Raw genomic sequence first — 22,725 nt, forward strand, 5'->3', positions numbered from 1 at the left:
GTCTTCTTAATGTGATCGTTGAGCTCAGCGCACATGCACGTAAGTGCCCGGCGCCGCTTCCATCGGTGGGTAATTCTGGTTGCCCAGGGCGGTGAGGGTTTCGCGCTGCACGCCGGAGCGTTGTTGAATCCACTCCAGCCACTGCGGCCACCAGCTGCCTTCGACGTGGTGGGCGTCGTAGTACCAGGCACGCGGGTCGCTGCTCAGCTTGAGGTTTTCGACGTAATTGGCCTTGGGGTTGCCCGGCGGGTTGAGGATGCTCTGCACATGCCCGCTGTTGGACAGCACGAAGCGCCGCTCACCGCCCAGCAATTGCGTGGAGCGATACACCGCATCCCACGGCGTAATGTGGTCGTTGATGCCCGCGACGCTGAAGCTGTCCACCGTGACCTTCTGCAAGTCGATAGGCGTGCCGCACACCTCCAGGCCACCGGGATGGCTCAACGGGTTGTGCTTGAAGAAGTCCAGCAAGTCGCCATGCAGCGCGGCAGGCAGGCGCGTGTTGTCGTTGTTCCAGTACAGGATGTCGAACGCCGGCGGCTCCTTGCCCAGCAGGTAATTATTGATCCAGTAGTTCCAGATCAGGTCGTTGGGGCGCATCCAGGCAAACACCTTGGCCATGTCCCGGCCGTCGAGCACGCCTTGCTGGTAGGAGCGGCGCTTGGCGGCTTCCAGGGTCTGCTCATCGGCGAACAGAGTGGCGGGGCTGTCGATCTGGCTGTCCAGCAGGCTCACCAGGTAACTGGCGCTGGAGATGCGTCGCAACTGGCGCTTGGCTTGCAGATGGCCTTGCAGTGCGGCGATGGTCAGGCCACCCGCGCAGGCGCCCATCAGGTTGACTTCGCGGGCCCCGGTGATCGCGCGGCACACGTTCAACGCTTCTTCCAGCGCGGCGACGTAGGTGGACAGGCCCCATTCTCGGTGACGCACATCCGGGTTACGCCAGCTGACCATAAACGTCTGCAGGCCGTTTTTCAGTGCGTACTGCACAAAGCTGTTGGCTGGGCTGAGGTCAAAAATGTAGTACTTGTTGATTTGCGGCGGCACGATCAGCAGCGGCTTGGCGTACTGTTTTTCGCTCATGGGTTTGTACTGGATCAGCTCCAGCAGCTCGTTGCGAAACACCACCGAGCCGGGTGTGGTCGCCACGGTCTTGCCGACTTCGAACGCATGCTTGCTGACCTGGCGGGGCAGGCCGTTGTTGTGCAGCAAATCATCAAACAGGTTGCTCACGCCGCGCACCACGCTGTTGCCGCCGGAGTTGAGCAGTTCCTTGACGGCCAGTGGGTTGAGCAAGGTGTTGGAGGGCGACACCGCATCGTTGAGCAGCGAGAACGCAAAGTGCGCGCGGGCGCGATCGTCAGGGTTGAGGGTGCTGTCGTCGATCCAGTGGCGGGTTTGTTTCTGCCAGCTCAAATAGGCTTGCAGGCTGCGGCGGTACAACGGGTTGAGCTTCCAGGTCGGGTCAATGAAGCGCGCGTCGTTGGGGTTGGGCTCATGCACGGTTTCGCCCAGCAGCACGCGGCCCAGCTGACCACTCAGCGCCAGGGCGTGGCGCGCGGTGTGCACCGGGTTGCGCAAGCCGTGGGCGGCGACGCTGCGCAGGGTCGCCAGCAAATCCCGACCGCGCAGGCCGGTGATTGCATTTTGCGCATTGATGAACACGGCAGGGGTGGGCGCCGGGTTCGTCACGGGTCTTTCTCGCATGAGCCAACACTCCTTCGTCAAGGCAACAACGGGCACGCCAATTCAGAACCATAGTCGGTTCTCGGCAAGTTGCGCGGCGGTGCGGTCCTTACACGGCCGGTCGCGGGTGAATCACGGCCCGCAGGCGCTCCTCTTCGAGAAACTTCATGATGATCGGCGCCACGGCTTCGGCCCGGGTGATCAGGAACAGGTGACCGTCATCGATGATGTGCAACTGCGCGTTGGGAATCCGCCAGGCCAGCATGCGCATATTGATCAGCGGAATCAGCGGGTCGTCGTCGCCCGCCAGCACCAGCGTGGGTTGGCGGATCTTGTGCAGCCAGTGAATGCTGGTCCAGCCCAGCCCGGCGAACAGCTGCCAGTAATAGCCGAGCTTGCCGGCCGAGCGCACTTTGCTGGCGTGCTCGGCGGCCAGTTTCGCGTCACGCCGGAACGAGCCGCCATAAATCATCGGCGCGATGCGCACCACGTGGGACGGTTGGATGTAGCGCCGTGGGCTTGCCATCAGCCACAGCACCTTGGGCTTGCCCGGCACCATAAATGCACCGGCGGCGGTGGCGGCGAGGATGAGTTTTTTGCAGCGCTCCGGGTAGTCATAGGCGAACTGCTGCGCGAGCGCGCCGCCCCAGGACACACCCACGGCATTCACTTGGCCGTAGTCGAGGTAATCGAGCATACGCGCGGTGAGTTTGGCCAGGCCAGGAAAGCGATAGGGCCGACTCGGCGTCGAGGAACCACCGACGCCCGGCACATCGAAGGCGATCACTTCCAGGTCCGGGTCCAGCGCCTGGACGAACGGAAACACCAGCTCAAGGTTGGCGCCGATGCCGTTGAAAATCAGCAACGGCGTCAAGTGAGGCTTGCCCGGGCGTACCGCCGTGCGGATGGCCTGGCCATCCAGGTCGATGGTACGGAAGATGAACGGTTGCGGCATGGGCTTACCCTGCAAAATGGCGCTATTTCCCTGCGGGAACATGGTCAATGTGGGAGCTGGCTTGCCTGCGATGCAGACGCTGCGGTGTATCAGGCCTACCGAGTGGATGCCATCGCAGGCAAGCCAGCTCCCACATTTGATCCCATTCCAGCCTACCTTTCGTGAACGTATGTACCCGGCGCCGCCTCAGCTGCGGCATAGGTTTTGTTACCCAAAATTGTCGGAGCTTTCTTCAACTTGCCCGCCCGCTCTGCCTGCCACACCTGCCAATGCAGCCACCACGAGTCAGTATGTTTGGTCGCATTTTCCTGCCATTCCAGCGCCTTGCCCGCCAGGCCATCGCTGGTCTGGTAGCGTGCCTTGGGGTTGCCCGGCGGGTTGAGGATGCTCTGGATATGCCCACTGCTGGACAACACAAACTCGACCTTGCCGCCAAACAACTGCGCCGACTTGTAGCAGGATTGCCACGGCGTAATGTGGTCGTTGGTGCCGGCCAGTGAGTAGATGTCGGCGGTAACCTGCTTGAGGTCGATCGGCGTGCCGCACACTTCCAGGGCGTTGGCACGCACCAGCGGGTTGTTCTTGAACAGTTCGATCAGGTCGCCGTGAAAGGCGGCCGGCAAACGTGTGGTGTCGTTGTTCCAGAAGAGGATGTCGAACACCGGCGGCTCGTTGCCCAGCAGGTAGTTATTGACCCAGTAGTTCCAGATCAGGTCGTTGGGGCGCATCCAGGCAAACACCTTGGCCATGTCGCGGCCTTCCAGCACGCCGGCCTGGTAGGAGTGGCGCTTGGCTGCCTCCAGGGTCTGCTCGTCGACGAACAGCGCTACCTGGGTGTCCAGCGTGGTGTCCAGCACGCTCACCAGCAAGGTCAGGGCGTTGACCTTCTTCTCCCCCAGCGCCGCGTAGTGGCCCAGCAGCGCGGTGCAGGTGATGCCGCCGGAGCAGGCGCCGAGCATGTTGATGTCTTTGCTGCCGGTAATCGCCGTGACCACATCGACCGCTTCCTTGAGCGCCTCGATATAGGTCGACAGGCCCCACTCGCGCTGGGCCTTGGTCGGGTTGCGCCAGCTGACGATAAACGTCTGCTGGCCATTACGCAGGCAGAAGCGCGCCAGGCTTTTTTCCGGGCTCAGGTCGAATACATAGAATTTGTTGATCTGCGGCGGCACCACCAGCAGTGGGCGCTCGTGCACCTGTTCGGTGATCGGCTTGTACTGGATCAGCTCCAGCACGTCGTTGCGAAAGACCACGGCGCCTTCGGTGGTGCCCAGGGTCTTGCCCACTTCGAAGGCACCCATGTTGACCTGGCTCGGCATGCCGCCGTTGTGCACCATGTCCTTGGCCAGATGGGACAAACCATCGAGCAGGCTTTTGCCGCCGGTTTCAAAGAAGCGTTTGACCGCCGCCGGGTTGGCCGCGCTGTTGGTGGGGGCCATGGCTTCGGTCATCAGGTTGATCACGAAGTGGCCGCGGCTGATGTCCTGATCCGACAGGTTGCTGTCGCCGATCCAGTCGTGCAGTTCCTTGCGCCACGCCAGGTAAGTTTGCAGGTAACGTTTGTAGAGCGGGTTCTGGCTCCACGCCGGGTCGTTGAAGCGACGGTCATCGCCTTCAGGCACAAGCGCGGATTTGCCGAACATCACGTTCTTCAACTCGACACCGAAATGCGCGACGTGTTTGACGCTGTGTAACGGTTGCTTGATGGCTTGGGTCAGCACCATCTTCGCCGAAGCGAGTAAGTCCTTTTTTCGTAACGCGATGATCGGGTTCAGCCCCAGGGTGTTTTCAGAGGCCTGGCGTTTCAAGTCATCGTTATTCTTGTTACTCATCTACGACGCTCCATTGTCCGAAAGACGAGTACCGGCGATTGCTGCGCACCCAATTTCGATACACGACACCAGCCTGGTACTGCGACTCGGGTGACCGTTGATACCACATCGTCAAATGCAGGGAACTTGCCAGTTCCATTGGTTACCCGAGTTTAATTTTTTTCGCAAGCGGGCCAATCGTTGACCACGCGACAGGGCATTCAAGCAGATGAAATTAGAAAATGCCCTCTAAAGAGCAAGACGCCTGAGTTAGAGCATCAGCCGCACGACCGACTCGCTCGGGTCGCGGGTTTTGCCGGCTGCTTTGAGCTCAGCAATATAGTCGGCCCACAGGGCTTCCTGGCGTACGGCCAACTGGTAGAGGTAGTCCCAGGTGAACAGTCCGCTGTCATGGCCGTCGTCGAAGGTCAATTTCAGTGCGTACTGACCGGCCGGTTCTACCTTGATCAGCCTGACGTTGATCTTGCCGAATTGCAGGATGGGTTTGCCGTGGCCCTGGACCTCGGCGGAAGGCGAGTGGGTGCGCAATAGTTCGGCGGGGAGCTGGTAGACCTCGTCGGGCCCGTAGGTGAGGCCGAGGGTGTTGGAGGTTTTGTGCAGGTTTACAGCAGTAGGAAATTTCGACATTGATAATAATCCTGAAGAAACCGGCTCAAAAATGTGGGAGGGCTTCTGTGGGAGCCGGGCTTGCCCGCGATGCAGGCACCTCGGTGTTTCAGAAACACTGAGGTGATGCTATCGCAGGCAAGCCAGCTCCCACAAAAGCCAGGCTCCTACATACGCCTTTTTCTAAAAGGCTTACAGGATATAACGAGACAGGTCTTCGTTCTGCGCCAATTCGCCCAGGTGGCTGTTGACGTAGTCGGCGTCGATCTTGATCGCTTCGCCATTCTGCGCACCGGCCATGTCGCCAGCGCTGAAAGACACTTCCTCGAGCAGGCGCTCAAGCAAGGTGTGCAGACGACGCGCACCGATGTTCTCGGTCTTCTCGTTAACCTGCCAGGCAATCTCTGCCAGGCGCTTGATCCCGTCCGGCAGGAACTCAATGCCCAAACCTTCGGTTTTCAGCAGCTCACGGTATTGCTCGGTAAGCGACGCATGCGGCTCGCTGAGGATGCGTTCGAAGTCGCCCGGGGTCAGCGCCTTGAGTTCCACACGAATCGGCAGACGGCCCTGCAGCTCCGGCACCAGATCGCTTGGCTTGCTTAGGTGGAATGCACCAGAGGCGATAAACAGGATGTGGTCGGTCTTGACCATGCCCAGCTTGGTGTTCACGGTGCAGCCTTCGATCAGTGGCAGCAGGTCACGCTGTACGCCCTCGCGGGACACGTCGACGCCACCGGAGTTACCGCGCTTGGCCACCTTGTCGATCTCGTCGATAAACACGATGCCGTGCTGCTCGACCGCTTCCAGCGCCTTGGCCTTGAGTTCTTCCTCATTCACCAGGCGCCCGGCTTCCTCGTCGCGCACCAGTTTCAGCGCTTCTTTCACCTTGAGCTTGCGGCTTTTCTTCTTGCCCTTGCCCATGTTGGCGAACAGGTTCTGCAGCTGGCTGGTCATTTCTTCCATGCCAGGCGGTGCGGAAATATCCACGCCAGACACTTCGGCGACTTCGATCTCGATTTCCTTGTCGTCCAGCTGGCCTTCACGCAGGCGCTTGCGGAACAGCTGACGGGTATTGGAATCGGACGACGGCGCGGCGTCTTCGTTAAAGCCCATGCGTGCCGGTGGCAGCAGGGCGTCGAGGATGCGTTCTTCGGCGGCGTCTTCGGCGCGGTGGCTGACCTTGGTCATTTCCTGTTCGCGCAGCAACTTCAAGGCGGCGTCGGCCAGGTCACGGATGATCGACTCGACGTCGCGGCCCACATAGCCCACTTCGGTGAACTTGGTGGCTTCGACCTTGATGAACGGGGCGTTGGCCAGTTTGGCCAGGCGCCGGGCGATTTCGGTTTTACCGACGCCGGTCGGGCCGATCATCAGGATGTTCTTCGGCGTTACTTCAACGCGCAATTCTTCCGGCAATTGCATCCGGCGCCAGCGGTTACGCAGCGCAATGGCAACGGCGCGCTTGGCATCGTCCTGGCCGATGATATGGCGGTTAAGTTCATGGACGATTTCGCGGGGAGTCATGGACATAGTGTTTGGCGGCCTCAAGCGGGAATAAGCCTACGGCTTATTCGGCGAGGTCCTGCTCCTCAATGGTGAAGTTGTGGTTGGTGAACACGCAGATGTCGCCGGCAATGCCCAAGGCAGTCTCGACGACTTCACGGGCCGACAGATCGGTTTTCTTCAGCAAGGCGCTGGCGGCCGCTTGGGCATAACCACCGCCGGAACCCATGGCGATCAGGCCATGTTCAGGCTCAACCACATCGCCGTTACCGGTGATGATCAAGGACGCGTCTTTGTTGGCGACGGCCAACATGGCTTCCAGGCGGCTGAGGGAGCGGTCGGTACGCCATTCTTTGGCGAGTTCGACAGCGGCGCGAACGAGGTGGCCCTGGTGTTTTTCCAGCTGGCCCTCGAAACGCTCGAAGAGGGTGAAGGCGTCGGCGGTAGCGCCGGCAAAGCCCGCGAGAACCTGCCCGTGGTATAGACGACGCACCTTTTTGGCGTTGCCTTTCATCACGGTGTTGCCAAGGGAAACCTGGCCGTCGCCGCCCATGACGACTTTGCCGTGGCGACGTACTGAAACGATGGTGGTCAAGGGGAGAGTCTCCACGCAGCGGGGCGAAAATGCCCTGATGGAATCTCATATGGGGGTGGCGGGAGGGATTTCAACCGTAGAGGGTTATGGCGGACGGGCGGTGTTTATAGGTCTTACACCTTCTCAAGCACACCGCAAAACCAAATGTGGGAGGGGGCTTGCTCCCGATGGCGGTGCATCAGTCGCCAAAAATAGTGACTGATCTACCGCTATCGGGAGCAAGCCCCCTCCCACATTTTGATCCGCGTTGACTCTGAATCAACGGCTCTGGCGTTGTTGTAACAACAGGTTGCTAAACCCTGCGCCGGCCAGTTGCTTCTGCGCCACGGTCAGCTGTTCACGGTTGCTGAACGGCCCCACCAGCACGCGATACCAGGTCGCATCCTTCACCGTGCCGGACTCCACCGTCACCGCCTGGCCCAGCAGGATGATCTGCGCACGCACGCGATCCGCGTCCGCCTGTTTCGGGAACGAGCCCGCTTGCAGGAAGAACTTGGTCACCGGCGCAGCCTTGGTGGTGGCCACGGGCGGCGGCGGCGGCGGGGTGATCCCGGCCAGCGCAGCTTGCGCCCGCGCGGTGTCGATTTTCGCCGCTTCCGCTGGCGTCACCGGCGTGGTCGGCACTTGCGGCGTCGGCAGGGTTTTCTCCGGCACGGCGTCGGGCGGCACAATCACTTCCGATTCCGGCAGCAGCGTGTAGAAGTCGTATTTCGGCTTCACCGGTGCAGTCGGGCTTGGCGCCGTCTTGTTGGCTTCGGCCATTTTCGTGGCCTTCTGCTGCTCTTGCTTGACGCGCTTGACGTCATCGCCCTTGCCCGGCTCCAGCTTCATCAGGATCACGACGAACGCACCGACCGCCAGGCCGATAGCCATCCACAACCAGCCCGGAATAGGCTTCTTTGCCGGGGCTTGATAGCGGCTGGCGCCGCGCTTGGGTGCAGGTTTTTTCTTGGCAGCCAACTTACATACGCTCCAGGGTTTCCAGGCCTAACAGTTCCAGGCCTTGCTTGAGGGTCCGTCCAGCCAGTGCGGCGAGGCGCAGGCGACTTTGCTTTTGGGCTTCGTCGTCGGCGGTGAGGATCGGGCAGTTCTCGTAGAAGCTGGAGAACAGACCGGCGACTTCGTACAAATAGGTGCACAGGATATGTGGCGTGCCTTTCTCACCGACGCTGTTCAGCACTTCGCCGAATTGCGCCAGTTTGGCCGCCAGTTCCTGTTCATGCGCGGCATCCAGCACGATCTGGCCTTCAACTTCGCTGAAGTCCTTGCCCAGCTTGCGGAACACACCGGCGACGCGAGTGTAGGCGTACAGCAGGTACGGCGCGGTGTTGCCTTCAAAGTTGAGCATCAGTTCGAAGTTGAAGCTGTAGTCGCTGGTGCGGTGCTTGGACAGGTCGGCGTATTTCACCGCGCCAATGCCCACCACGCGGGCGATGTTGCGCAGCTCGGCTTCGGCCAGTTCCGGGTTCTTTTCCTTCACCAGGTTGTAGGCACGTTCCTGGGCTTCGTTCAGCAGGTCGATCAGCTTCACGGTGCCGCCGTCGCGGGTCTTGAACGGGCGGCCATCGGCGCCGTTCATGGTGCCGAAGCCCATGTGTTCCATGTGCATCGGGTGGGTGACGAAACCTGCGCGGCGTGCCACTTCAAACACCTGCTGGAAGTGCAGGGCCTGGCGCTGGTCGACGAAATACAGCGCGCGGTCGGCCTTGAGCACGCCGCTGCGGTAGCGCACGGCCGCCAGGTCGGTGGTGGCATAGAGGTAGCCGCCATCGGCCTTGACGATGATCACCGGCAGCGGCTCGCCGTCGGCGGTCTTGAATTCTTCGAGGAACACGCACTGTGCGCCGTTGCTCTCGACCAGCAGGCCTTTGGCCTTGAGGTCGTTGACCACATTGATCAGGTCGTCGTTGTAGGCGCTTTCGCCCATTACGTCGGCCATGGTCAGTTTTACGTTGAGCAGCTCGTAGATTTCCTGGCAGTGCGACAGCGAGATCTCGCGGAAGCGGCCCCACAACGCCAGGCATTCCTCGTCACCGGCTTGCAGCTTGACCACCAGGCCACGGGCGCGGTCGGCGAATTCTTCGGATTCGTCGAAACGCTTTTTGGCGGCGCGGTAGAAGTTTTCCAGGTCGGCCAGCTCGTTGCTGGTGATGGGGTTTTCCTGCAGGTAGGCCATCAGCATGCCGAACTGGGTGCCCCAGTCGCCCACGTGGTTCTGACGGATCACGGTGTCGCCGAGGAACTCCAACACCCGCGCCACGCCGTCGCCGATGATGGTCGAACGCAAGTGGCCGACGTGCATCTCTTTGGCCAGGTTGGGTGCCGACAGGTCGATGGCCACGCGCTGCAGCGGGCCGGCCTTGCGCACGCCGATCCTGGCGTCGGCCAGGGCGGCGTCCAGGCGCGAGGCCAGGGCCTGGGTGTTCTGGAAGAAGTTGATGAAGCCAGGGCCGGCAATTTCGGCCTTGGTGACGCTGTCGTCAGCCGGCAGCGCGGCAATGATTTTTTCCGCCAGGTCGCGCGGTTTCATGCCCGCAGGCTTGGACAGCATCATCGCGATGTTGCTGGCGAAGTCACCGTGGGTCTTGTCGCGGGTGTTTTCCACCTGGATCGCCGGCGTCAGGCCTTCAGGCAACACACCTTCGTTGACGAGTTGGGTGAGGGCTTGTTGGATCAGCTGGCGAATGGTGTCTTTCATGGTGTTCTCTTTCGACCGCAAGCGGCGGCGCGCGATGCGCAGGTGGAAAAACTGGGCATTATCCGTGGCGAGGGCGGGCTTGCCAACCGTTCAGACCAGAAGGCGGACCTGCGGGCCTCATCGCGGGCAAGCCCGCTCCCACATTTAAAGGTGTTCACATTTCAAAATGTGGGCGCTGGCTTGCCTGTGATCAATACAGGTCTACCGGGTCCACATCCAACGACCATCGCACCTGGCGGCCACTGGGCATTTGTTCCAGAGCAAGCAACCAGCTACTTAATAGCCGATGCAGGGGCGCGCGGGACGTTGCCTGCAAGAGTAGCTGAGCGCGATAACGCCCGGCGCGGCGTTCCATGGGTGCAGGCACCGGGCCGAGCAATTCGATGCCGGTCAGACCCAATTCGCCGAGCAAACGTTCGGCGGCGCTGCACGCCTCATCCAGAAAACCTTCCGCCTGCCCCGGTTTATGGGCTTCGGCCCGCAGCAGTGCAAGGTGCGAGAAGGGCGGCAAGCCGGCAGAGCGGCGTTCACTCAGCGCCTGTTCGGCGAAGGCGAAGTAGCCTTGTTCTGTCAGCTGGATCAGCAGCGGATGGTCGGCCAGGTGCGTCTGGATAATCACTTTGCCCGGTTCTTCAGCGCGCCCGGCGCGGCCTGCGACCTGCACGATCAGCTGCGCCATGCGCTCGCTGGCGCGGAAATCACCAGAGAACAGGCCGCCGTCGGCATCCAGGATCGACACCAGCGTCACCCGTGGAAAGTGGTGCCCCTTGGCAAGCATCTGCGTGCCGATCAGGATGCACGGCTGGCCTTTCTGGATGGTCGCGAACAGCTGGTTCATCGCGTCTTTGCGCGAGGTGCTGTCGCGGTCGACCCGCAGCACCGGGTAGTCCGGAAACAGGATGCCCAGGCGCTCTTCGGCGCGCTCGGTGCCCGCGCCCACTGGGCGCAAATCCACTTTGCCGCACTGCGGGCAGTGGCGCGGCACTCGTTCAACATGGCCGCAGTGATGGCAGCGCAGCTCGCCGTGGCGCTGGTGCACGGTCATGCGCGCATCGCAGCGCTCGCACTCGGACATCCAGCCGCAGTCATGGCACAGCAACGTCGGCGCAAACCCTCGGCGGTTGAGAAACACCAGCACTTGCTGGCCGGCGGCGAGGGTCTGGCCGATGGCTTGCTGCATCGGCCCGGAAATGCCGCTGTCCAGTGGACGGCTTTTTACATCCAGACGCAGGAAGCGCGGTTGCTTGGCGCCGCCTGCACGCTCATTCAGACGCAGCAGCCCGTACCGGCCGGTGTAGGCGTTGTGCAGGCTTTCCAGGGACGGCGTGGCCGAGCCCAGCACAATCGGGATGTCTTCCTGGCGTGCGCGCACCAGCGCCAGGTCGCGGGCGTGGTAGCGCAGGCCTTCCTGCTGTTTATAGGAGCCGTCGTGCTCCTCGTCGATGATGATCAGCCCGGGGTTCTTCATCGGCGTGAACAGCGCCGAGCGGGTGCCGATAATAATGTCGGCTTCGCCGTCCCGCGCGGCCAGCCAGGACTCCAGGCGCTCGCGGTCGTTGACCGCCGAATGCACCAGGGCGATGCGCGCGTTGAAGCGCTGCTCGAAACGCGCCAGGGTTTGCGGGCCCAGGTTGATCTCGGGGATCAGCACCAGCGCCTGCTTGCCGGCCTGCAGGGTTTCGCGGATGAGCTGCAGATAGACTTCGGTCTTGCCGCTGCCCGTCACGCCCGCCAGCAGGAACGCGTGGAAGCTGTCGAAGCCTGCGCGAATCGCTTCATAGGCAGCACGTTGCTCGGTGTTCAGCGGCAGTTCGGGCTGGGCCAGCCAGTGTTCGTGGCGTGGGTCGGGGGCGTGCTTGCGGATTTCCACCTGCACCAAGCCCTTGGCCAGCAGCAGGTCGAGGCTGTCCTTGCTCAGCATCAGCTTGCTCAATAGCTGATGCGCCACGCCGTGGGGATGCTGCGCCAACGTGGCCAGGGCTTCACGCTGGCGCGGCGCGCGGGCGATGCGTGGGTCATCGAGGCGCGCGCCGGGCACCATCGACCAGAAGCGCTCCTGGCGTGCCTCGGCCAGCTCGCCCTGACGCAGCAGCACCGGCAGCGCCCAGCTCAAGGTATCGCCCAAACTGTGCTGATAATACTGGGCGGTCCACAGGCACAGCTTGAACAGGGCCGGTGGCAGCGGCGCAGTGGCGTCGAGGATCGCGATGGCCGGCTTGAGCTTTTCTGCGGGTACTTCGCTGTGGTCGGCGACTTCCACCAGAATGCCGATCATTTCCCGGCGCCCGAACGGCACGCGCACGCGCATGCCTGGCTGCAACTGCGCCCGCAGCACGCCGGCGGGGGCTCGGTAGTCGAACAGACGGCGCAGGGGCGAGGGCAGGGCTAGGCGCAAAATGGCGTCGGGCACGCGGGGAGTCTCATATATAGGCAGGCGGTGGCGCAGGGGCGGGAGCCTAGCAGACCTGCGGTAGAGGTGTCCTGTCTCTACTGCACGAGTCAGCGCTTCTGTGGGCGCTGGGCCTTTTGTGGCGAGCAGGCTTGCCCTGCGTTGGGGCGCGCAGCGGCCCCGATGCCCGCAGCAAGTTCCAACTGCAAAATCGCACTAGCCTTATTGGGGCTGCTTCGCGTCCCAGCGCAGGGCGAGCCTGCTCGCCACAACACAACCCGGCTCCCATATTGATCGTGGTGTGTCGGGGGTTTTTCTGATGAAAGGGGCTTATATGTGGGCAATCGGCCGGAAGCGCCGCTTGCGCGTTTAAAAAGGTCTGGTAGAATCCGCGGCCTAATTACGTGCGGTATTCGACAATAGTGTCGAGTGGCGGCACGCTAGCCCGAGGAAGTCACCATGAAAGCCGATATCCATCCAGCGTACGAAACCATCGAAGTAACCTGCAGCTGCGGCAACAAGTTCGAAACACGTTCGAACCTGTGCAAACCACTGGGTACTGACGTATGCAACGAGTGCCACCCGTTCTACACCGGTAAGCAGAAAACTCTGGACACCGGCGGCCGTGTACAGCGCTTCGCAGATCGCTTTGGTGCTTTCGGCAAGAAGCCTGCTACTCCAGCAGAGTAAGGCTCAAAAGCCCTTCGGGTTTTTGTCAGCTGTTGAAGAAGGCGTCCTTTGGGACGCCTTTTTTGTGCCTGCAATTTGGTCGCGCGTGATTCAAATCAATTTTAATAAAAAAATTGTAGACATTTTTTAATGCGATTGTGAACAGTTGAGCCCTTGTATCCCGTGGCTCTTGGCTAAAAGTCGTAGCGCAGGGCCCTTGACACCTGTGACTGCCCAGTCTTGTAGGGACTTTGCGACACGCGTATCCTCGGCGGTCCGTCGACCAACAGTAAAAGCGGAATGCCGATATGTCTGATTTGAAAACTGCCGCTCTCGAATATCATGCCCATCCTCGTCCAGGAAAGCTGAGTGTAGAGCTCACCAAAGCCACTGCCACCGCCCGCGACCTGTCGCTGGCCTACAGCCCTGGCGTTGCCGAGCCCGTACGTGAAATCGCCCGCGACCCTGAACTGGCGTACAAGTACACCGGCAAAGGCAACCTGGTTGCAGTGATTTCCGATGGCACCGCGATTCTCGGCCTGGGCAACCTTGGCCCATTGGCGTCCAAGCCAGTCATGGAAGGTAAAGGCGTGCTGTTCAAGCGCTTTGCCGGCATCGACGTTTTCGACATCGAAGTCGATTCCGAAAGCCCGCAGGCTTTCATCGACACCGTAAAGCGCATTTCCATCACGTTCGGTGGCATCAACCTGGAAGACATCAAGGCACCTGAGTGCTTCGAGATCGAAAAGGCCCTGATCGAGCAGTGCGACATTCCGGTATTCCACGATGACCAGCACGGCACCGCGATCGTTACCGCGGCCGGCATGATCAACGCCCTGGAAATCGCCGGCAAAACCCTGGCTGACGCGCAAATCGTCTGCCTGGGCGCCGGCGCTGCAGCCATCTCCTGCATGAAATTGCTGGTGAGCATGGGCGCCAAGCTGGAAAACATCTTCATGGTCGACAGCAAGGGCGTTGTTCAGTCCGAGCGTACCGACCTGAACCAGTACAAGGCGATGTTTGCCCACGCGACCGACAAGCGCACCCTGGCTGACGCCCTTGACGGTGCAGACGTGTTCGTTGGCCTGTCTGGCCCGAACCTGCTGAGCGCCGAAGGCCTCAAGTCGATGGCGGCCAACCCGATCGTGTTCGCCTGCTCCAACCCTGATCCGGAAATCTCCCCGGAACTGGCCCACGCCACCCGTAACGACGTGATCATGGCCACTGGCCGTTCGGACTACCCGAACCAGGTCAACAACGTACTGGGCTTCCCGTTCATCTTCCGCGGTGCCCTGGACGTTCGCGCCAAGCGCATCAACGAAGAGATGAAAGTGGCTGCGGCCAATGCCCTGCGTGAACTGGCCAAATTGCCGGTGCCTCAGGATGTATGCGATGCGTACGGTGGTGCTCCACTGGCGTTCGGCCGTGAGTACATCATCCCTAAACCAATGGATAAGCGCCTGATCACCCTGATCTCCGATGCCGTGGCCAAAGCCGCGATCGAGACTGGTGTGGCGACCCTGCCGTATCCGAAGCACTACCCGCTGCAAAGCGTGGATGATGTGTTCAACGGCTAAGCCGTTGTAGCGCACCAACAAAAAGCCCCGACTCTTGCGAGTCGGGGCTTTTTTATTGCCTGCGATTTAACTGGCGCTGTTTAGACATCCAAATGTGAGAGGGGGCTTGCCCCCGATTGCGGTGTATCAGTCAGCGGATTCATTGGCTGAAAGTTCGCTATCGGGGGCAAGCCCCCTCCCACATGTTGCATCTCATCGGCTTGAGGTCGCGATCAGAACAAATCGATCGGCGCCCCTTCATCCGCCGGCAGCGGGCTGCCCGGTGCAACGCCATTGCCCAGTTCGTTGACCGACGGCGGCGTGTCTTCGCTCTTGAACAGCTCGAAGTACGCGTTCGGCGTGCTTGGCGAAGCCGCACGGCCACTCACCGGGTCAATCCGCAGGCTGAGAATGCCTTCAGGCTCAGGCTGGGTGTGCAGCGGCTTGTCTTTCAAGGCCGCGCCCATGTAGCTCATCCAGATCGGCAGCGCGACGGTGCCACCAAACTCGCGGCGACCCAGGCTTTCCGGCTGGTCGTAGCCGGTCCACACGGTGGTCACGTAGTCGGCGTTGTAGCCGGAGAACCAGGCGTCCTTGGAGTCGTTGGTGGTACCGGTCTTGCCGGCGATGTCCGCACGGCCCAGCGCCAGGGCGCGACGGCCGGTGCCTTTCTTGATCACGTCTTCCAGGATGCTGTTGAGGATATACGTGGTGCGGCCATCCACTACACGTTCAGCGACTGCTGGCGTTTGTGGCTCGTTCGCGGCGGCGGTGTTCGGTGTGGCTGGCGCTGCGCCCGGTGTCGGCTCGATGGTGATGCCGCCGTTGCTCGGCGCCGCGATGCCATCAGGCGCCGCCACGCCGTTGACCACGTCACCCGGCACGCGCGGAGGGTTGGCGGTAAACAGGGTGTCGCCATTGCGGCTTTCGATCTTGTCGATCAGGTACGGTGAGATCTTGTAGCCGCCGTTGGCAAAGGTGCTCCAGCCCGTGGCGATCTCCATCGGCGTGAGAGTCGCGGTGCCCAGCGCCAGGGACAGGTTGGGCGGCAAATCCGACTTGTTGAAGCCGAAACGCGTCATGTAGTCGATGGTTTTGCCCACGCCCATCGCCTGCAGCAGGCGGATCGACACCAGGTTACGCGACTTGTACAGCGCCTCGCGGATGCGGATCGGGCCGAGGAAGGTGTTGGTGTCGTTCTTCGGGCGCCAGACCTTGTCCAGGTACTCGTCGACAAACACGATCGGGGCGTCGTTGACCAGGCTGGCGGCGGTGTAGCCGTTATCCAGTGCGGCGCTGTAGACGAACGGCTTGAAGCTCGAGCCCGGCTGGCGCTTGGCCTGGATGGCACGGTTGTAGTTGCTCTGCTCGAAGGCAAAACCGCCGACCAGGGCACGGATCGCACCGTTCTGCGGGTCCAGGGACACCAGCGCGCCTTGGGCCACAGGGACCTGGCTGAATTTCAGGCTGTCGTCTTTCTGGCGTTGCACGCGGATCAAATCACCCACCTGTGCCACGTCCGACGGCTGCTTAGGCATCGGGCCCATGCTGTTGGTGTTCAGGAAGGGACGTGCCCACTTCATGCTGTCCCACGCCACATGCGCTTCGCCGGAGCGGGTCAGCACCTGCACGCCATCTTTCTTCACTTGGGTGACGATGGCGGGTTCCAGGCCGCTGATCGGGCGCTGTTTGCCCAGTTCAGTGGTCCAGGCGCTCAAAGTCTTGCCTGGCAGGCGGGATTCGGGGCCCCGGTAGCCGTGGCGCTGGTCATAGGTGACGAGGCCATCGCGTACCGCGTTGTTGGCAATTTCCTGCAAGTTGCTGGGAACGGTCGTGGTCACGCGGAAGCCTTCGGTGTAGGCCTCGCTGCCGTAACGGCCGACCATCTCGGCGCGCGCCATTTCAGCGATGTACGGTGCGTTCACCTCCGGCGTCGGCACGTGGTAGCTGGCATTCAGCGGTTCGGCCACGGCGCTTTCATAGGCGGCCTGGTCGATCTTGCCCAGCTTGTACATGCGGCCGAGGATCCAGTCGCGGCGCTCTTTGCTGCGCGCCGGGTTGGCCAGCGGGTTAAAGCGCGATGGGGCCTTGGGCAGGCCGGCAATCATTGCCATTTGCGCCAGGCTGGCGTCACGAATCGACTTGCCGTAGTAGACCTGCGACGCCGCCTCGATCCCGTAGGCGCGGTTGCCCAGGTAGATCTTGTTGACGTACAGCTCAAGGATCTCGTCCTTGGTCAACTGGCGTTCGATCTGCAGGGCCAGCAGGATTTCAGTGGCCTTGCGCGAAAAACTGCGCTCGCTGGTGAGGAAGAAGTTCTTCGCCACCTGCATGGTGATGGTGCTGCCACCGGATTGAATGTGTCCGCTTTTTACCAGCTGGGTAGCCGCGCGCACCAGACTGCTGGGGTCAACGCCGTAGTGATTGGCGAAATTATCGTCTTCTGCCGACAGCAGGGCATTGATGAAATTGGGTGGAATGTCGGCGAAACGGATCGGTGTGCGGCGCATCTCGCCGAACTCCGCGATCAGTTTTTCGTCGCTGCTGTAGACCCGCAAAGGAATCTGCAACTGGATACTTCTGAGTGCCTCTACGGAAGGCAAACCCGGACTAAGGTAGAGGTAGGCACCGCTGAGTACGAGCAGCAGCCCGCAGACAATCGCGACAATGGAGTACCCGAAAAACTTCAGCAGACGAATCAAGGCTTTTGGATTTCCAGAGAAAAGAATGAGTTAGGCGTCGGGGCATGCATGGCAAACGATGGATCGACCCGAGCAGCAGATAAATAGCGGGAAAAAACGCTGGGCATTAAAGCATTTTTCGGCTTGGGGCGTCATTCACGCCACTCAAACAAGTCGACCGAATGCACGATGGCCGGCGGCAATCAGGCGGTATGACAGGCAAAGTTTTGGGGAGTTTTATGAGAAAAGGATTTTTCAGGCGCAAAACCGACACCCTGCTGGGCGTCGACATCAATGACACGGGCATCAAGCTGATAGAACTGGGCCATTCGGCCGCGGGTTACCGGGTGCAGGGCTACAGCACCCAGGTGTTGCCGCCGAATGCGATGGTCGACGGCACCTTGTTGGACCTTGAAGAGGCAGGGCGAGCCTTGCACCTGGCGTTATCCCGGCTGCGTACGTCTGCTCGGCAGGCGGCCGTCGCTGTAGCGGGCCCTTCGGTCATCACGCGGGTCATCGACATGGAGGCCGGGCTCAGTGATGAAGAGATGGTCTGGAAGATCCAGATGGAGGCCGATCAGTACATTCCTTACCCGCTGGATGATGTAGCCATCGATTTTCAGGTGCGCGGCCCCTCGGCCCAGGATCCGGCCCGGGTCGAGGTTTTACTGGCTGCCTGCCTGAGGGAGCAGGTCGAGGCGCGCACTGCGGTTTTGGCCCTGGCGGGGCTCGTGACACGGGTGGTGGATGTCGAAGGGTTTGCATTGGAGCGCGCTTGCAGTCAGGATTTCGCCAGCTTCACGCCGGGTCATCAAGTCGATGGCACACAATGGGCCGTGGATGCCCACGGGATGGGAATTGCTTGCGGGTTGGCCCTGAGGAGTTTCGCTTGATGACAAGAATCAACCTTTTGCCCTGGCGCCAAGCCCTGGCGGACCGGCGTCGCAAATACTTTCTGATGTTTTTGCTGGCGTTCGCCTGTGCGGCCTTCGCGGCGTTATGGCTGGCGGACCAGGTGATTGACCAGGCCATCGACCGGCAGGGCGCACGCAATAACCACCTGAGCAAAGAAGTGACTGTCGTCGATTCGCGCATCAAGACCATCGACGACTTGCAGGAGCAAAGCCAGCAACTGGCCGCGCGCATGAAAGTCGTGCAGGACCTGCATGATGCCCGCTCTTCCAGCGCGCAGATGTTTGATCAACTGGCCCGCGCGGTGCCCGAGGGTGTCCATCTGCATGAAGTGGTGGCGAACGGCGACACCATCAGTGTCAGCGGCAGTGCCGAGTCCAGCCAGGACATTGCTCAGCTGATGCGCCGCCTGGAAGCTTCGCAGGGCACCCACGCCACTCGGCTGCAGCATGTGCGGGCAGAGGGCGAGCGTGGCGGTAACGAATTCCAATTGATGGTGCGCCAGGGGGAATCCACCGAGGCTCAGCCTTGAGCCTGCCCAGGCTCGACTTTTCCACGTTCTCTCACAACGCTTCGAAATGGCCCTTGCCGGGCAAGCTTCTGCTGGGCTGTGCGCTGGCAGGCTTGGTGCTGGCGGTGGGCGATAGCGTTTATTTGAGCCCGTCACGCGAGCGTTTGCACGAGTGGGAGGCGCAGGAAAAGGTCTTAAAACAGCTGCTCGTGCAGAAGGTCGATCTGGCCACCCGCCTTGAGGGCAGCGCCCACCCGGCTCAGGTGATGCAGGAAAAAACCGATGGGGGCTTAGGGCAGTTGTCTGGCGCACCTGACATGCCAGCCCTGCTGGATGAAATGGCGCGGCTGGTGGCTGCCAACGGCGTGGTGGTTGAAGGTGTCACGGTGCTGGACGAGCAAACTCGGCCGTTTTACATCGAGGAGCCGGTGCAGGTCGATGTGTTTGGGGCTTACCACGACCTGGCTACCTTCGTGAGTGCGTTGGGCGGCTTGTCTCGGATTGTTACCGTGCATGACATCACGCTTCGTTCCGAAGGGTCGTTGCTGCGCCTTGGCATGTTGGTGAAGACCTACCGGAGCACGTCGCTGCGCGGCGAACCTGACTCGGTTTTCGAGTCGGCGCCAGCATTTGTCTACGACGCATTTTCCCTGCGTGACCCGTTCCAGCCGGTCGCATTGCAGGTTAATCACCTGCCCGGACGCCCGGTGCTGGCGCCTGACCTTGCCCGGGTCCGCGGCGCCCTGGAAAAGGTCGCCATCGACCAGTTCGAGATGGTCGGTACGCTGTCCCGTGGGGAGCAGAGCTTTGCGCTGTTGCGTGTGGCCTCCACGGTGCACCGGCTGGCCGTTGGCGACTACCTGGGGCCGAACCACGGCAAGGTCACGGCCATTCATGACGGCTACATCGAACTGGCAGAGCTGTTCCCCGATAAACAGGGCGCGTGGCTGGAGCGCCCGCGAACCCTCGTGTTGAAACTCAACTCATAACGGAATCAAACAATGAAATGGACTTTCTCGTCCTTCGGTGTGGCGCTATGGATAGCGTTCACGGCACCGACGGCATTCGCTGTGCCCACTCGTGTGGACCTGATCCAGCTGCCGCCGCCTGGCAGCGCGGCGCCAGGCACCTACCACGGCGCCAAGCTGAACCTCAACTTCCAGAACATCGATGTACGTGCGGTATTGCAGCAGATTGCCGATGTCGCCGGGCTCAACCTGGTTGCCAGCGATGAAGTGCAAGGCTCCATCACCTTGCGGCTCAAGGACGTGCCCTGGGACCAGGCGCTGGACCTGGTATTGCAGACCAAAGGGCTGGATAAGCGGGTGAAGGCCGGCGTTTTGCTGGTGGCACCTGCCGATGAGCTGGCTGCGCGTGAATTGCTCACGCTGGAATCGCGCAGGCAGATGGCTGAGCTGGCGCCTTTGCGCCGGGAGCTGTTGCAGGTCAACTACGCCAAGGCGGCGGACCTGGCCAAGCTGTTCCAGTCGGTGACAGGCCTTGAAGGCGCCGGCGATGAGCGCGGTTCCGTGGCAGTGGATGACCGCACCAATAACATCATTGCCTACCAGACTGGCGAGCGCCTCGAAGAGCTGCGCCGGATTGTGGCGCAGCTGGACGTCCCGGTGCGCCAAGTGATGATCGAGGCACGGATCGTCGAGGCCAATGTTGATTACGACAAAAGCCTCGGCGTGCGCTGGGGAGGGCGACTCAACCGTGCCAATTGGGGCGCTGGGGGCATCAGCAAACCCTTGGCCGCCGGTGCTGAGCCACCGCAGAACCCTGTCAGTTCGCCATTTGTCGACATGGGAGCGCTCACCGGTACATCGGGCTTGGGCATCGCTTATATCACCAACAACCTGTTGCTGGACCTTGAACTGACGGCCATGGAGAAAACCGGCAACGGCGAAATCGTCTCACAGCCCAAGGTGGTCACTTCCGACAAGGAAACGGCACGGATCCTCAAGGGCACCGAGATTCCCTATCAGGAATCCAGCTCCAGTGGCGCCACCTCAGTGTCGTTCAAGGAAGCTTCGCTATCGCTGGAGGTGACCCCGCAAATCACCCCCGATGGCTGGGTGATCATGGAGGTCAAGGTCACCAAGGATGAGCCCGACTACCTGAACAAGCTCAACGACGTGCCGCCGATCAAGAAAAACGAAGTCAACGCCAAGGTGCTGGTCAAGGATGGCGAGACCATCGTCATCGGTGGCGTTTTCTCCAACACCCAAAGCAAAGTGGTAGATAAAGTGCCATTTTTAGGCGATGTGCCGTATCTTGGCCGCCTTTTCCGGCGCGATGTGATGGCGGAAAGAAAATCCGAGCTGCTGGTATTCCTGACTCCGCGTATTATGAATAACCAGGCGATTGCTGTGAGTCGTTGATTCTGTGCGAAATTTGATTCTTGTAGGACCGATGGGGGCTGGAAAAAGCACCATCGGCCGTTTGCTGGCCAAAGAGCTGCGCCTGCCATTCAAAGATTCCGACAAGGAAATTGAATTGCGCACGGGCGCCAATATCCCATGGATCTTCGATAAGGAAGGCGAACTGGGCTTTCGCGACCGCGAGCAGGCGATGATTGCCGAGCTGTGCGGTTGCGACGGCTTGGTATTGGCCACCGGCGGCGGCGCTGTCATGCGCGATGAAAACCGCCGGGCGCTGCATGCCGGTGGGCGCGTGGTCTACCTGCATGCTTCAGTCGAGCAGCAAGTGGGTCGCACCGCCCGCGACCGGAATCGCCCATTGTTGCGCACCGCTGACCCGGCAAAAACCCTGCGGGATTTGCTGGCGCTGCGCGATCCGCTGTATCGGGAAATTGCCGATCTGGTGGTGGAAACCGATGAGCGGCCGCCGCGAATGGTCGTTCTCGACATTCTCGAGCGTTTACAGCAGCTGCCACCCCGTTAAAGCCAGACCCGAAATGCGCTATTCTCGGCGGCGCGCTAACAGCCTTCGAGGTGTGGCGTAGAGCCATCAGGCAGCGTCAGATCCGAGCGTTGCCGATCGTATATCCATCTTCACGCGGGGACACATGCAGACACTTAAGGTCGATCTAGGCGAGCGCAGCTACCCAATCCATATTGGTGAGGGTTTGTTGGACCTGCCCGAGTTGCTCGCCCCGCATATTGCCGGTCGGCAAGTGGCGATCATCTCCAATGAAACGGTCGCGCCGCTGTATCTTGAGCGCCTGAGCCGCAGCCTTGCGGCGTACTCGGTGATTTCGGTGATCCTGCCTGACGGCGAGGCCCACAAGAACTGGGAAACCCTGCAACTGATCTTTGATGGCCTGCTGACTGCGCGTCATGACCGCCGGACCACGGTAGTCGCCCTGGGCGGCGGTGTGATCGGCGACATGGCCGGATTTGCGGCGGCCTGTTATCAGCGCGGCGTGGACTTTATCCAGGTGCCGACCACCTTGCTGTCCCAGGTCGATTCGTCGGTAGGTGGCAAGACCGGCATCAACCACCCGCTGGGCAAGAACATGGTGGGTGCGTTCTATCAGCCCCAGGCCGTGCTGATCGACACCGCGACGCTGAACACGTTGCCACCGCGCGAGCTGTCGGCGGGCCTGGCGGAAGTCATCAAGTACGGGCTGATCTGCGACGAGCCGTTCCTGACCTGGCTTGAGGAGCATATGGACGCCCTGCGCGCTCTGGATCAAGTGGCACTTACCGAAGCGATTTCCCGCTCCTGCGCCGCCAAGGCGCTGGTGGTGAATGCCGACGAGCGGGAGTCCGGCGTACGCGCCACTTTGAACCTGGGTCACACCTTCGGCCATGCGATCGAAACGCACATGGGCTATGGTGTGTGGTTGCATGGGGAAGCCGTAGCGGCTGGCACAGTGATGGCGTTGGAGATGTCGCAACGCCTGGGCTGGATCAGTGCCCAGGAGCGGGATCGGGGTATTGGCCTGTTCCAGCGCGCCGGTTTGCCGGTTGTTCCTCCTGAGGAGATGACCGAGGCGGATTTCCTCGAACATATGGCAATAGACAAGAAAGTGATCGACGGTCGCCTGCGACTGGTGCTGCTGCGCCACATGGGCGAAGCGGTAGTGACCGACGATTATCCGAAAGAGATTTTACAGGCCACGCTGGGAGCGGATTACCGCGCCCTGGCCCAGCTTAAAGGTTAA

Annotated in this window: 18 protein-coding genes; 8 read left to right on the forward strand and 10 right to left on the reverse strand. The window is 61.2% G+C overall.

The genetic code is table 11. The features are described 5' to 3' along the window. Positions 1 to 24: 24 nt before the first annotated feature. The 9 genes from phaC (L8K08_RS16790) to L8K08_RS16830 form a co-directional block, all read right to left on the reverse strand. Positions 25 to 1,707 (reverse strand): class II poly(R)-hydroxyalkanoic acid synthase, encoded by a 1,683-nt coding sequence (gene phaC / locus L8K08_RS16790; protein WP_145159969.1) that lies wholly within the window; start codon positions 1,705 to 1,707, stop codon positions 25 to 27. Between the two features lie 88 nt (positions 1,708 to 1,795). After that, positions 1,796 to 2,641: a poly(3-hydroxyalkanoate) depolymerase gene (gene phaZ, locus L8K08_RS16795; RefSeq protein WP_106577519.1), complete on the reverse strand. Its 846-nt coding sequence runs from the start codon at positions 2,639 to 2,641 to the stop codon at positions 1,796 to 1,798. Between the two features lie 152 nt (positions 2,642 to 2,793). After that, positions 2,794 to 4,473 (reverse strand): class II poly(R)-hydroxyalkanoic acid synthase, encoded by a 1,680-nt coding sequence (gene phaC, locus L8K08_RS16800; RefSeq protein WP_242198795.1) that lies wholly within the window; start codon positions 4,471 to 4,473, stop codon positions 2,794 to 2,796. A gap of 249 nt (positions 4,474 to 4,722) precedes the next feature. Further along, positions 4,723 to 5,100 carry a DUF971 domain-containing protein gene (locus tag L8K08_RS16805; protein ID WP_242198797.1) on the reverse strand — a complete coding sequence of 126 codons (378 nt, stop codon included), beginning with the start codon at positions 5,098 to 5,100 and terminating at the stop codon, positions 4,723 to 4,725. Positions 5,101 to 5,271: 171 nt separating this feature from the next. Beyond that, positions 5,272 to 6,609: an ATP-dependent protease ATPase subunit HslU gene (gene hslU / locus L8K08_RS16810; RefSeq protein ID WP_008439258.1), complete on the reverse strand. Its 1,338-nt coding sequence runs from the start codon at positions 6,607 to 6,609 to the stop codon at positions 5,272 to 5,274. A 37-nt stretch (positions 6,610 to 6,646) separates the two neighbouring features. Beyond that, positions 6,647 to 7,177 carry an ATP-dependent protease subunit HslV gene (gene hslV / locus L8K08_RS16815; protein ID WP_003237338.1) on the reverse strand — a complete coding sequence of 177 codons (531 nt, stop codon included), beginning with the start codon at positions 7,175 to 7,177 and terminating at the stop codon, positions 6,647 to 6,649. A gap of 258 nt (positions 7,178 to 7,435) precedes the next feature. Then, complete coding sequence (locus tag L8K08_RS16820) at positions 7,436 to 8,137, reverse strand: SPOR domain-containing protein (RefSeq protein WP_053253947.1); 702 nt, start codon at positions 8,135 to 8,137, stop codon at positions 7,436 to 7,438. 1 nt (position 8,138) lies between these two features. Further along, positions 8,139 to 9,875 (reverse strand): arginine--tRNA ligase, encoded by a 1,737-nt coding sequence (argS, locus tag L8K08_RS16825; protein WP_242198799.1) that lies wholly within the window; start codon positions 9,873 to 9,875, stop codon positions 8,139 to 8,141. 190 nt (positions 9,876 to 10,065) lie between these two features. Beyond that, positions 10,066 to 12,285, reverse strand: coding sequence for a primosomal protein N' (locus L8K08_RS16830; RefSeq protein ID WP_106577524.1), 2,220 nt, complete (start codon positions 12,283 to 12,285; stop codon positions 10,066 to 10,068). Positions 12,286 to 12,723: 438 nt separating this feature from the next. On the opposite strand from L8K08_RS16830, the gene rpmE reads away from it, so the two are divergent. Next, complete coding sequence (gene rpmE, locus L8K08_RS16835) at positions 12,724 to 12,954, forward strand: 50S ribosomal protein L31 (RefSeq protein WP_049710411.1); 231 nt, start codon at positions 12,724 to 12,726, stop codon at positions 12,952 to 12,954. Between the two features lie 287 nt (positions 12,955 to 13,241). Further along, on the forward strand, positions 13,242 to 14,510 hold the full coding sequence (locus tag L8K08_RS16840; protein WP_056860619.1) for a malic enzyme-like NAD(P)-binding protein: 1,269 nt from the start codon (positions 13,242 to 13,244) through the stop codon (positions 14,508 to 14,510). Positions 14,511 to 14,722: 212 nt separating this feature from the next. Here L8K08_RS16840 and L8K08_RS16845 read toward each other — a convergent pair whose 3' ends face one another. Then, positions 14,723 to 17,191, reverse strand: a complete 2,469-nt coding sequence (locus tag L8K08_RS16845) for a penicillin-binding protein 1A (RefSeq protein ID WP_145159977.1) — start codon at positions 17,189 to 17,191, stop codon at positions 14,723 to 14,725. Positions 17,192 to 17,409: 218 nt separating this feature from the next. Between L8K08_RS16845 and pilM the strand changes: the two genes are divergently transcribed. The 6 genes from pilM to aroB all read left to right on the forward strand — a co-directional run bounded on the left by pilM (position 17,410) and on the right by aroB (position 22,725). Next, positions 17,410 to 18,063 carry a type IV pilus assembly protein PilM gene (pilM, locus tag L8K08_RS16850; protein WP_145159979.1) on the forward strand — a complete coding sequence of 218 codons (654 nt, stop codon included), beginning with the start codon at positions 17,410 to 17,412 and terminating at the stop codon, positions 18,061 to 18,063. Then, positions 18,063 to 18,614, forward strand: coding sequence for a PilN domain-containing protein (locus L8K08_RS16855; protein ID WP_242198801.1), 552 nt, complete (start codon positions 18,063 to 18,065; stop codon positions 18,612 to 18,614). Before pilM ends, L8K08_RS16855 begins: the two co-directional genes overlap by 1 nt. After that, positions 18,611 to 19,582, forward strand: a complete 972-nt coding sequence (locus L8K08_RS16860; protein ID WP_242198803.1) for a pilus assembly protein PilP — start codon at positions 18,611 to 18,613, stop codon at positions 19,580 to 19,582. Before L8K08_RS16855 ends, L8K08_RS16860 begins: the two co-directional genes overlap by 4 nt. A 12-nt stretch (positions 19,583 to 19,594) precedes the next feature. Then, positions 19,595 to 20,977 carry a type IV pilus secretin PilQ family protein gene (locus tag L8K08_RS16865; protein ID WP_242198805.1) on the forward strand — a complete coding sequence of 461 codons (1,383 nt, stop codon included), beginning with the start codon at positions 19,595 to 19,597 and terminating at the stop codon, positions 20,975 to 20,977. Positions 20,978 to 20,981: 4 nt separating this feature from the next. Next, positions 20,982 to 21,500, forward strand: a complete 519-nt coding sequence (aroK, locus tag L8K08_RS16870) for a shikimate kinase AroK (protein WP_145159987.1) — start codon at positions 20,982 to 20,984, stop codon at positions 21,498 to 21,500. Between the two features lie 124 nt (positions 21,501 to 21,624). Continuing rightward, complete coding sequence (gene aroB, locus L8K08_RS16875) at positions 21,625 to 22,725, forward strand: 3-dehydroquinate synthase (protein ID WP_242198807.1); 1,101 nt, start codon at positions 21,625 to 21,627, stop codon at positions 22,723 to 22,725.

This window comes from Pseudomonas sp. TREG-RG-20F-10-E-6-01, assembly GCF_022662455.1.
GTDB lineage: Bacteria > Pseudomonadota > Gammaproteobacteria > Pseudomonadales > Pseudomonadaceae > Aquipseudomonas.

Excerpts from the sequence above, each read along its gene's own strand:
- L8K08_RS16840 (WP_056860619.1), top strand. The coding sequence starts at position 13,242 with ATGTCTGATTTGAAAACTGCCGCTCTCGAATATCATGCCCATCCTCGT.
- argS (WP_242198799.1), bottom strand. The coding sequence starts at position 9,875 with ATGAAAGACACCATTCGCCAGCTGATCCAACAAGCCCTCACCCAACTC.
- phaZ (WP_106577519.1), bottom strand. The coding sequence starts at position 2,641 with ATGCCGCAACCGTTCATCTTCCGTACCATCGACCTGGATGGCCAGGCC.
- phaC (WP_145159969.1), bottom strand. The coding sequence starts at position 1,707 with ATGCGAGAAAGACCCGTGACGAACCCGGCGCCCACCCCTGCCGTGTTC.
- L8K08_RS16855 (WP_242198801.1), top strand. The coding sequence starts at position 18,063 with ATGACAAGAATCAACCTTTTGCCCTGGCGCCAAGCCCTGGCGGACCGG.
- phaC (WP_242198795.1), bottom strand. The coding sequence starts at position 4,473 with ATGAGTAACAAGAATAACGATGACTTGAAACGCCAGGCCTCTGAAAAC.
- aroB (WP_242198807.1), top strand. The coding sequence starts at position 21,625 with ATGCAGACACTTAAGGTCGATCTAGGCGAGCGCAGCTACCCAATCCAT.
- hslU (WP_008439258.1), bottom strand. The coding sequence starts at position 6,609 with ATGTCCATGACTCCCCGCGAAATCGTCCATGAACTTAACCGCCATATC.
- L8K08_RS16865 (WP_242198805.1), top strand. The coding sequence starts at position 19,595 with ATGAAATGGACTTTCTCGTCCTTCGGTGTGGCGCTATGGATAGCGTTC.
- L8K08_RS16805 (WP_242198797.1), bottom strand. The coding sequence starts at position 5,100 with ATGTCGAAATTTCCTACTGCTGTAAACCTGCACAAAACCTCCAACACC.
- pilM (WP_145159979.1), top strand. The coding sequence starts at position 17,410 with ATGAGAAAAGGATTTTTCAGGCGCAAAACCGACACCCTGCTGGGCGTC.
- rpmE (WP_049710411.1), top strand. The coding sequence starts at position 12,724 with ATGAAAGCCGATATCCATCCAGCGTACGAAACCATCGAAGTAACCTGC.